The 10593-nt window shown below is 63.1% G+C and carries 8 protein-coding genes; 5 read left to right on the top strand and 3 right to left on the bottom strand.

Annotation, left to right across the window (positions count from 1 at the left end):
- On the bottom strand, window positions 1-366 hold a 366-nt coding region (locus AC5DC2_RS12300; RefSeq protein WP_491698672.1), incomplete at its 3' end, for a GTP-binding protein.
- 320 nt (window positions 367-686) lie between these two features.
- On the opposite strand from AC5DC2_RS12300, the gene dut reads away from it, so the two are divergent.
- From dut to cysK, 3 genes are all read left to right on the top strand, one after another.
- Window positions 687-1133 carry a dUTP diphosphatase gene (gene dut / locus AC5DC2_RS12295; protein ID WP_024708945.1) on the top strand — a complete coding sequence of 149 codons (447 nt, stop codon included), beginning with the start codon at window positions 687-689 and terminating at the stop codon, window positions 1131-1133.
- 109 nt (window positions 1134-1242) lie between these two features.
- Entirely contained in the window at window positions 1243-2511 is a 1269-nt protein-coding gene (locus tag AC5DC2_RS12290) for an MgtC/SapB family protein (protein WP_491698671.1), read from the top strand.
- A gap of 157 nt (window positions 2512-2668) precedes the next feature.
- Entirely contained in the window at window positions 2669-3637 is a 969-nt protein-coding gene (gene cysK, locus AC5DC2_RS12285) for a cysteine synthase A (RefSeq protein ID WP_491698670.1), read from the top strand.
- Between the two features lie 371 nt (window positions 3638-4008).
- On the opposite strand, the gene AC5DC2_RS12280 is transcribed toward cysK, so the two are convergent.
- Together AC5DC2_RS12280 and AC5DC2_RS12275 are read right to left on the bottom strand one after the other, a co-directional pair.
- Window positions 4009-4929: a response regulator gene (locus AC5DC2_RS12280; RefSeq protein ID WP_491698669.1), complete on the bottom strand. Its 921-nt coding sequence runs from the start codon at window positions 4927-4929 to the stop codon at window positions 4009-4011.
- Complete coding sequence (locus AC5DC2_RS12275) at window positions 4922-8323, bottom strand: hybrid sensor histidine kinase/response regulator (protein WP_491698668.1); 3402 nt, start codon at window positions 8321-8323, stop codon at window positions 4922-4924. The genes AC5DC2_RS12280 and AC5DC2_RS12275 overlap by 8 nt, the downstream gene beginning before the upstream one ends.
- Window positions 8324-8510: 187 nt before the next feature.
- Between AC5DC2_RS12275 and olsC the strand changes: the two genes are divergently transcribed.
- The gene (olsC, locus tag AC5DC2_RS12270; RefSeq protein ID WP_491698667.1) at window positions 8511-9326 is read left to right on the top strand and encodes an ornithine lipid ester-linked acyl 2-hydroxylase OlsC; all 816 of its coding nucleotides are present in this window, start codon (window positions 8511-8513) and stop codon (window positions 9324-9326) included.
- Between the two features lie 153 nt (window positions 9327-9479).
- A partial coding sequence (urtA, locus tag AC5DC2_RS12265) for an urea ABC transporter substrate-binding protein (protein ID WP_491698666.1) occupies window positions 9480-10593 on the top strand: 1114 nt, incomplete at its 3' end.

The following is a 10593-nucleotide window of genomic DNA, read 5'->3' as shown; positions in this document are numbered from 1 at the left end:
CGTCCGGGGCTCGATGCCCTTGGCGGCGTCAATCACCATGATCGCCGCGTCCACCGCCGTCAGCGTACGGTAGGTGTCGTCGGCGAAGTCTTCATGGCCGGGGGTGTCGAGCAGGTTGAAGACGGTGTTGTCATACTCGAAGGTCATGACCGAGGTGACCACCGAAATGCCGCGTTCGCGCTCGATCTTCATCCAGTCGGAACGCGTCTGGATGCGGTCCTTCTTGGCCTTCACCTCGCCGGCAAGCTGGATCGCGCCGCCGAACAGCAGCAGCTTTTCGGTGAGCGTGGTTTTACCGGCGTCCGGGTGCGAGATGATCGCGAAGGTTCGGCGGCGGGCAACCGCCTCGGCAAGCGTTTCGGGCATCGATGCAATATCCTGTTGATTGGCCGACTATGTAGCGATTTGAGCAGGTAGATGCAATTGACCTGTTAGTGAGGCGTGGCAAGGATGCGGGCGAGATTGAAGAGGACCCTGCCGCCGCCAATCTCTCCCCTTGAGGGAGAGATGTCGCGAAAGCGACAGAGAGGGGTGAGCCCTTTCAACAAGCACGGAATATGGGACTTCCGCTGCACCCCTCTCTGCCCTGCCGGGCATCTCCCCCTCAAGGGGGGAGATCGGTCAGAAGTGAGGCAGTCGTCCAACCTTTCAGGCCCCGTGAAGCCGCAATGAACATGGAAACGAAAATGACGCTGAAACTCAAACGCCTGGAACACGCGGACGGCATCGCGCCGCCGGCCTATGAGACGACCGGTTCCGCCGGCATGGATATCCGCGCCGCCGTGCCCGAGGCCGAGCCGCTGGTGCTGCGGCCGGGCGCCCGCGCGCTGGTGCCGACGGGCTTCATCTTCGAGATCCCGGACGGTCACGAGGCGCAGGTCCGCCCGCGTTCCGGCCTTGCCTTCAAGCACGGCATCACCTGCCTCAATACGCCCGGCACGATCGATAGTGACTATCGCGGCGAGGTGAAGGTGCTGCTCGTCAATCTCGGAACCGAGGATTTCGCCATCGAGCGCGGCATGCGCATCGCCCAGGTCATCATCGCGCCGGTGACGCAGATGCCGGTGACGGTGGTGGACGACCTGACCGAGACCGTGCGCGGGGCCGGCGGGTTCGGCTCGACCGGCGTGTGATCCCGGCCTGGCGGTGTCTGTCCCGATAATTGCTATTTCAGGTTTTATCCGTGAGCGCTAAGGTCTGCCTTCGGCGGCTGGGTTTGCCGGAACCGAAGGAGGCTCGCGCATGGATATGATGGAAGCGTTTCAGCGTGTCGGTCTGTCGCTCGCGATCGGGCTTCTGGTGGGGATCGAGCGCGGCTGGCAGGAGCGCGAGATGGCCGATGGCGAACGCGCCGCCGGCATCCGCACCTTCGCGCTGGTCGGCCTGCTCGGCGGGCTTGCCGGCTATCTCGGCGCGGTTTCCGGCCCGGTCGTGCCGGCAGCGCTCGGCCTCGGTCTGATGGCGGCCTTTATCGTTTTCTCCTATCGCGCCGCCACGCCGCGCAATGACTTTTCCGTCACCGGCGTGATCGCGGCGCTTGTGGTGTTCGCGCTCGGCGTCGTCTCGGCGACGGGCGACATGCGCCTGGCCGCCGCTGGCGGCGTGGTCACGACCGTTCTTCTGGCCGCGCGCCACAGCCTCCACGGTTTCCTCAAAACCATGACCTGGGTGGAACTGCGATCGGCGCTGGTGCTTCTCACCATGAGCTTCGTTGCCCTGCCGCTCCTGCCAAACCGGGCGATCGATCCCTGGGGCGGCTTCAATCCCTTCACCGTCTGGCTGATGACGATCATGATCGCCGCGCTTTCCTATGCCGGCTATGTGGCGATGCGGGTCGCTGGGCCCGAGCGCGGCATCCTGTTTGCGGGCGCCACCGGCGGGATCGTCTCGTCGACGGCGACGACGCTCTCCTTTGCCCATATCTCCACCGCCGAGCCCGCGCTTTCTCGGCAATTGGCGGGCGCTGCCTCGATTGCCGGCGGGCTGTCGCTGGTGCGCTGTTTCATCATCGGCTCGGCCGTTGCCCCGGCGCTGATCGTGCCGCTCGCTGCGGCGCTCGCGCCGGGCCTTCTGGTCTTTGTCGCGGCGAGCCTGATCCTGATCGGGCGCAACCGCGCGGTTGACGCCAAGGCCGGGATCGAGCTTTCCAATCCGTTCGAGCTCGGCGCGGTGCTGCGCTTCGGCGCGCTGCTGGGGGCTGTCGGTTTCATCGCCAGGGTGCTGGTGCGCTTCCTCGGACCGGGAAGCATAACCGTCATCGCGCTCGTCTCCGGCATTCCCGATCTCGATGCGATCACGCTTTCCACCGCACACATGGCCGGCAACGCCCTGCCTGTTGAAACGGCCGCCTTTGCCGTGCTGATCGCGGCCGCCGCCAATCTCGTCACCAAAGTGGTGCTTGCCCTTGGCAGCGGCACGCGCGCCTATGGCCGGATTCTGGGGCTGGTCACGCTTGCAGTGATGGCCGTCGGCGGGGCCGGTTTCTGGCTGTTTGTCGCCTTTGCCGGGTGAGCTCGCGCCACGGAGCCGGCAGGGGAAATGCGTTTTCGCGAACTTGCCGGTGATTGGAATGTCATTCCGCCAAAGCTGTTCCGTTCGCTGTTTCGTGCCTCGAATTTTCCCCGGCCGGACCCTACCTAGAGAGTAACTCATTCAGGGAGCAATCACCATGGAACAGAACGGCAAACCCGGACGCGGGAAGGTCTATTCCTCTATTCTCGACACGATCGGTGACACGCCGATCGTCCGTCTCGACAAGCTGGCGAGGGAAAAGGGCGTGAAGGCCAATCTTCTGGCCAAGCTCGAATTCTTCAATCCCATTTCGTCGGTGAAGGATCGTATTGGCTTTGCCATGATCGACGCGCTGGAAAAGGCCGGCAAGATCACGCCCGGCAAATCCGTGCTGATCGAGCCGACCTCGGGCAATACCGGCATCGCGCTCGCCTTCGCGGCCGCCGCCAAGGGCTACCGCCTGATCCTCACCATGCCGGAATCCATGTCGATCGAGCGCCGCAAGATGGTGGCGCTGCTCGGCGCCGAACTGGTTCTGACCGAGCCGCCGAAGGGCATGAAGGGCGCCGTCGCCAAGGCTGAGGAACTCGCCGCCGAGATCGAGAATGCGGTCATTCCGCAGCAGTTCGAAAACCCGGCCAATCCGGACATTCACCGCAAGACGACGGCGGAGGAAATCTGGAACGACACCGACGGCGCTGTCGATATCTTCGTCTCCGGCATCGGCACGGGCGGCACGATCACCGGCGTCGGCCAGGTGCTGAAGCAGAAGAAGCCGGAGGTGAAGGTCGTGGCCGTCGAGCCGGCCGCCTCTCCGGTGCTCTCCGGCGGATCGCCCGCCCCGCACAAGATCCAGGGCATCGGCGCCGGTTTCGTGCCGGGCGTGCTCGACACCTCGGTCTATGACGAGATCGTCAAGGTCGAAAACGACGATGCCTTCGCCCTTGCCCGCGAAGTCGCCCGTCTTGAGGGCCTGCCGGTCGGCATCTCCTCCGGCGCGGCGCTGAAGGCCGCAATCGAGGTTGGCTCGCGCCCGGAAAACGAAGGCAAAAACATCGTCATCATCATTCCGTCCTTTGCCGAGCGCTACCTCTCGACGGCGCTGTTTGAAGGACTTGGGGCGTAAGGACACCGATTTGGTGAATGTTGAAGGCGCGGAGTTCGGACCCCGCGCTCGGATCGTCGACGAAGCAAGCCCCACGCATTGTCGTCATGCTCGGGCTTGTCCCGAGCATCTAAGCACGTTTCGGCGCGACAGGCGTGTTCGACAAAAAAATCTAGAAACAAGGTCTTATAAACCTACCGCTCCGCTCGTAGGGAGGGGTGGTTAGATCCTCGGGACAAGCCCGAGGATGACGCCCGTACGGGTGGCGAGGTTTGTCAACAAACTGGGCGCGGGGTCGGACCCCGCGCTTTTTGTGTGACTGAGGGAGGCTATTTTCACCCCCGACGAATGCCCCGCACTCTGCCGTCATCCCGGCATGACGGTGTCAGCGTCTACATATCATGCAGCACATAGGCCGCCTTCACCGCGGCGGAGGCGCGGTTTTCGACGCCGAGTTTCACATAGATGGTTTCAAGGTGCTTGTTCACCGTTCGCGTTGAAAGGCCGAGAATATCGGCGATGTCGCGGTTGGTCTTGCCCTTGGCGATCCACAGCAGCACTTCGGATTCGCGCACGGTCAGGGGAAAATGCTTCCTGAGCGTCTCGTCGTCGCTCACGGGATTGGCGGCGGTCACGCGGAACAGGAATTCGTCCGCGCCTGTCTTCTCCAGAAAGACAAGCTGGAACAGCGTCTCGCCGTTTCGCGTGACCGGCAGCGTCGTCTGGCCGCCGGGCGTTTCGCCGATATTGGCCTCGCCAAGCCAGGCAGAGATCCGGTCCCCGATGAGGCTCATGTCCGGCGCGCCGCCCGCCGCCTCGCCGATCAGCCTGCCGGCCTGCGGCGTCATCCAGCGCGGCACGCCGTCGGGCCCGGCGGCCAGAAGGTGCCGGCCGGTCGCGTCCAGCGCCACCCGCGCGCTCTGGGCCGAGCGGGCATTGGCAAGATGCACGCGGATGCGCGCCCTCAGTTCATCGATATTGATCGGCTTGGTCAGATAGTCGACGCCGCCGGATTCCAGCGCGTGGACGATGTGTTCGGTTTCCGAAAGCCCGGTCATGAAGATCACGGGGCTTTGCGCTGCCGGTCCGGACTTCAGCCGCCGGCAGGCCTCGAAACCGTCCATCTTCGGCATCACCGCGTCCATCAGCACGATATCGGGCGTGATGCGCGCGACGATGCTGACCGCGCTTTCGCCTGAGGTTGCGATCAGAACGGAATAGCCGCTGTCTTCCAGCGCCTCGGTCAGGAAGCTCAGCGCCTCCGGACTGTCGTCCACCAGAAGTACGATTTCCTGTGCGGCGTTCTCAGCCATCTTGCGCGGTATCCTTCCCGGCGACGCCGGACTTGAGCCTGTTCAGATAGGCGACGAGGCCGTCCAGGTCGAAACGGGCGACAAAGGCGGAAGCCTCGGTCGCGAAAGATCGGTATGCGTCTTCCGACGAAAGCGATGCCAGCTTTTCCCGGACGCCACGGTGATAGCCGATCTCGGCGAGCCGGATCAATTCATCAAGCTGCGAATCCGGCGGCGTTTGCAAGACTTCAGGCATCTCGGGCGCGGCGCGCGTGCTTTCGTCCGGCGTTTCCCGCCAGATGAGGCCGAGATGCAGCGCCAGAACGTCGCGCAGGCGCTTGAGATTGAGGGGTTTCGACAGCGTGTCGTTATGGCTGTCATCCCCATGGCCGATGATGGCGTCGTCGCCGATATTGGCCGAGAGCATCACGATGGGTTTCGCGATGCCGGCATCGCGCAGCCGGGTGGCAAGCTGCCAGCCATTCATCCCCGGCATTCGGATGTCGAGCAGGAAGATGTCCGGCGTCGTGTCTTCGAGCAGGCCGAATACCGTCTCTCCGTCTTCGGCGAGCATGACGTCGAAGCCTAGCGGCAGGAGGATGTCGCGCATCATCGCACGATGATCGGCATTGTCGTCAACGACCATGATTGTGCGGCGCGGCCCGTCATAGCCCGCGGCGACGGCGGTGTCGCCGGCCACGCGCGGCGGCTGCGGCCGGTCGATGGAGGCGAGCATGAGGCGTACGGTAAAGCGTGTGCCCGAGCCCTCCCGGCTTTCCACCTCGATTTCGCCGCCGAGCGTGTTGACCAGAAGCCGCGTGATGGTGAGGCCGAGGCCGAGCCCCGGCTTTTCCCTGCCGCCGCCGCGCTCGAACGGCTCATAGATGCGCGAAAGGTCCTTAGCGGCGATGCCGCTGCCCGTGTCGGTGACGATAAAGGTCGCCACCTGGCTGCGATAGCGCGCCACAAGCGATACGCTGCCGGCATCGGTGAACTTCACCGCGTTGGAGAGCAGGTTGACGAGGATCTGGCGCAGGCGCTTTTCGTCGGTGCGCACATAGGCCGGCAGGTGGCGGTCGAGTGTGTGCTCGAATATCAGCCCCTTGGCCCGGGCCTGGGTCTCGAACATGTCGATGATCTGGTCGAGAAATTCGGCGAGGTTGATCTCGTTGGAGAACACCTGAAGCCGTCCGGATTCGATCCGTGAGATATCCAGCAGCCCGTCGATCAGGCCCGAGAGATAGTCGGCCGAGCGGCGGATCGACTTGATCGCGGGCTGTCGCGCATCGGGTATGGTCGGGTCGCGCTCCAGCAGCTGTGCATAGCCGGAGACGGCGTTGAGCGGCGTTCTCAATTCATGCGAGAGGCCGACGACATAGCGGCTCTTGGCGCGGTTGGCGGCTTCGGCGCTCTCCTTCGCGGCCTGGAGCGCGGCATCGGTTTTCTCGTGGGCGGCGATTTCCTTCAAGAGCAGGGTCGTCTGGCGCGAGGATTCCTCCTCCGCCACCATGCGGCTGTCATGGGCGAGCACGTAAAACCAGGCGATGATGCAGGCGAGCATGGCGAAGACGAAGAAGACGATCAGCGCCGTGTCATAGACCACAGAGGCCGTCTCAGGCGCTGCGCGGGCCATCTGGTAGGCGATCATCGAAAGGATCGCGCCGATGAAGGTGACCGAGAGCGCCGCCGTGATGCCGTAGCGGCCAAGCCGGGAGGAAAGCTGCTCGACCAGCCGGGCGGGCAGCAGCGCGCCGGCGACGGTCGCGATCTGGGTGTTGAGCCGCGCCTTGGGTTTGCACAGGTCATGGCAGCGGCTGTCGAGCGAGCAGCAGAGCGAGCAGATCGGTCCTGCATAGGCCGGACACCAGGCCATGTCCTCCGGCTCGAAGGGATGTTCGCAGATCGAGCAGGTGATCGCCGTCTTCGTCCGCCAGCCCCGGCGTTGCCTGCGCGCCAGGTAATAGCGCCCGCCCGTGCCCCAGGCGATCAGCGGCGAGGCGATGAGGGCGACGACGAGCGCGATGAAGGGGGCGAAGGAAACGGCGAGCGCGCCGAACAGCCCGAAATGGGCCACCAGTGCGACGAGGCAGGAAAGCGCCATGGCGCCGAGGCCGACGGGGTTGATGTCGTAGAGATGCGCGCGCTTGAATTCGATCCCGGGCGGGGAGAGGCCGAGCGGCTTGTTGATGAAGAGGTCGGCGGAGATGGTCGACAGCCAGGCCATGGCGACGATCGAGAACACGCTGAGCGAGGCTTCCAGAAGCCGGTAGATGCCGAGCTGCATCAGAAGCAGCGCGATCGCCACGTTGAACACCAGCCAGACGACGCGGCCGGGATGGCTGTGGGTGAGGCGGGAGAAGAAGTTCGACCAGGCGAGCGAGCCCGCATAGGCGTTCATGACATTGATCTTCAGTTGCGAGACGACGACGAAGGCGGCCATCAGCAACAGCGCCGCCGTTTCGTTCGGGATCATGTAGCCGAAGGCGGTCAGATACATGTGCGCCGGGTCGGCCGCCGCCGTTGCCGGCATGCCGGTGGAAAGCACGAGCACGGCAAGAAACGAGCCGGCCATCAGTTTCGGCACGCCCACCACCACCCAGCCGGGACCGGCGAGAAAGATTGCCAGGCGATGACGGAACTTGCGTTTTCCCGTCGCCGGCAGAAAGCGCAGGAAATCGACCTGCTCGCCGATCTGCGGCATCAGCGCGAAGATGACGCCGGCCGCCGCCGCAAAGCCGGCCAGCGTGAACGGGGCAGCCGAACCGGGGGCGGCACTTTCCGCCCGTATGCCGCCAAAGGCCCGCCACAGCTCGAACTTTTCGAAGTCCATGAAGGCGATGAAGATGAAGGGCAGGATGTTGAGGATGATCCAGAAGGGCTGCGTGATCAGCTGGAAGCGCGAGATCATCTGCACGCCGTAGGTCACGAGCGGGATCACCAGCACGGCCGAGATGATGTAGCTGATCCACAGTGGAATGCCGAAGGCGAGCTCCAGCGCGCCCGACATGATCGATGCTTCGATGGCAAACAGGATGAAGGTGAAGCTCGCATAGATCAGCGAGGTCACCGTCGAGCCGATATAGCCGAAGGAGGCGCCGCGCGTCAGAAGATCGATGTCGACGCCGTGGCGGATCGCGTATTTGGCGATCGGAAGGCCGGCAAGCAGCATGACCGCGGAGGCGACGATGGCCGCGAAGAAGGCGTTGGTCGTGCCGTAGGACAGCGTGATCGTGCCGCCGATCGCTTCCAGCGCCAGAAAGGAGATCGCGCCGATCGCCGTCTGCGAGATGCGGCTTGAGGAAAACCGGCGCGCGCTCTTGGCGGTGAAGCGCAACGCATAGTCCTCAAGCGTCTGGTTGGCGACCCAGCGGTTATACTCGCGCCGGACGGGAATGATGCGTTGGCGTGGTGTCATCGATCGTGTGTGCGGCGCCTGCAGGTGAAAAGAAACTTGGCTTTTTCGAATGTTCAGGCAATGGCTGACGATGGCAAGCGAAAACGCGGCCCGATTCGCGTCATCCGCCGCACTTTTTCCTTTTTTCGGGGAATGTTAGGATGATCGCGGTCAGTTGAAGCTGCAGAGCCGCATAAAGGAGAGGTTCATGACGCATACCGAAACGAAAGGCAAGGACGGCCAGAGCTTCGGAACCGACGGCATCGCGCCGATGGAGCGCCCGAGCGCTGTGACGCGGTTTTTCATGGGCGTCGTCAACTGGGCGGAAAAGCTCAATTTCAAACATGCGATCTACGGCAATCCGCCCGTCTACGACAATGCCACCTTTCCCTGGTCGAAGGAGATCGAGGCGGCGGCCCCCGCCATCCGCGCCGAACTCGACAAGGTGCTGGAGCGCCAGAGCGAACTGCCGAGCTTTCAGGATATCTCCACGGACGTGAAGACGATTTCCGATGACAATCACTGGAAGACCTTCTTCCTGCTCGGCTACGGGCTGAAATCGGAACAGAACATCAAGGCCTGCCCGAAGACCTGGGAGGCGATGCAGAAGATCCCCGGACTGACGACGGTGATGTTCTCGATCTTCGAGCCGGGAAAGCACCTGCCGGCCCATCGCGGCCCCTATAACGGCGTGCTGCGTCTTCATCTGGGCATGATCGTGCCGGAGGCCGAGCCCGATCAGCTCGCGATCCGGGTCAAGGACCAGATCTGCCACTGGGAAGAGGGCAAGGTGCTGATCTTCGACGATGCCTATGAGCACGAGGCCTGGAACCACACGGACAAGACCCGCGTCGTCCTGTTCGTCGATTTCGTCAAGCCCACGCGTTTTCCCGCCCGCTTCGTCAACTGGCTCTTGATGAACATGGCGATCTTCACGCCCTTCATCCGCGAAGGTCTCGACAACCACAAGGACTGGGAAAAGAAGTTCTATGCCGAGGCCGAGGCGCTTCGGAACAGGCCATAAGGCAGCCTTGCGGGCAGTCTTCCACCCCGCCTACGTCAAATGACGTATGTGGGGTTCTCTCTCCCTCGACGATAGTTGGCGCAGGCGTCGTTTTTCACGAACGCCGCGATTTCCAAGCGCCTTTGAAGGCGACAATCCGTTGAGGGGAAAAACATGAATTTCAAAAAGGCAATGACCGGCGCGGCTCTTCTGGCGGCGCTCGCCGCTTCGACCGCAACCGGCGCGCTGGCGCAGGAAGACACGATCAAGGTCGGTATCCTGCACTCGCTCTCCGGCACGATGGCGATTTCGGAGACGACGCTGAAGGACGCCATGCTGATGCTCATCGAAGAGCAGAACGAAAAGGGCGGCCTTCTGGGAAAGCAGCTTGAGGCGGTTGTCGTCGACCCGGCCTCCGACTGGCCGCTCTTTGCCGAAAAGGCGCGCGAACTGATCGAAGGCGATGGCGTTTCGGCGGTCTTCGGCTGCTGGACGTCGGTGTCGCGCAAATCGGTTCTGCCGGTCTTCGAGGAACTGAACAGCATCCTCTTCTATCCCGTCCAGTATGAGGGCGAGGAAAGCCAGCGCAACGTGTTCTACACCGGTGCTGCGCCGAACCAGCAGGCCATTCCCGCCGTCGATTACCTGATGGAGAATGAAGGCGTCGAGCGCTGGGTTCTCGCCGGTACCGACTATGTCTATCCGCGCACGACCAACAAGATCCTCGAAGCCTATCTCAAGGATCATGGCGTTGCCGAAGAAGACATCATGATCAACTACACGCCGTTCGGTTTCTCCGACTGGCAGACGATCGTCTCCGACATCAAGAATTTCGGCTCGGAGGGCAAGAAGACGGCCGTGGTCTCCACCATCAACGGCGACGCCAATGTGCCCTTCTACAAGGAGCTCGCCAACCAGGGTATTTCCGCGTCCGATATCCCGGTTGTGGCATTTTCCGTGGGTGAGGAAGAACTCGCCGGTCTCGATACCGCTCCGCTTGTCGGTCATCTGGCCGCATGGAACTACTTCCAGTCCGTCGACACCGATGCGAATTACGACTTCATCGATGCCTGGCACGCTTACACCGGCGACGATTCCCGCGTGACCAACGACCCGATGGAAGCCCACTATATCGGCTTCAACATGTGGGTCGAGGCGGTCGAAAAGGCGGGCACCACCGATCCGGATGCCGTCATCGATGCGCTCATCGGCGTTTCCGTGCCGAATCTTTCGGGCGGCTATTCGGCGATGATGCCGAACCACCACATCACCAAGCCGGTGCTGATCG

It is taken from the genome of Martelella sp. (genome assembly GCF_984369615.1).
This window is presented reverse-complemented; position numbering and strand designations above follow the sequence as displayed.

Bases quoted from the DNA above. Each gene is read 5' to 3' on its own strand.
- AC5DC2_RS12290 (WP_491698671.1), top strand. From the start codon at position 1,243: ATGGATATGATGGAAGCGTTTCAGCGTGTCGGTCTGTCGCTCGCGATC.
- AC5DC2_RS12280 (WP_491698669.1), bottom strand. From the start codon at position 4,929: ATGGCTGAGAACGCCGCACAGGAAATCGTACTTCTGGTGGACGACAGT.
- olsC (WP_491698667.1), top strand. From the start codon at position 8,511: ATGACGCATACCGAAACGAAAGGCAAGGACGGCCAGAGCTTCGGAACC.
- AC5DC2_RS12275 (WP_491698668.1), bottom strand. From the start codon at position 8,323: ATGACACCACGCCAACGCATCATTCCCGTCCGGCGCGAGTATAACCGC.
- cysK (WP_491698670.1), top strand. From the start codon at position 2,669: ATGGAACAGAACGGCAAACCCGGACGCGGGAAGGTCTATTCCTCTATT.
- dut (WP_024708945.1), top strand. From the start codon at position 687: ATGACGCTGAAACTCAAACGCCTGGAACACGCGGACGGCATCGCGCCG.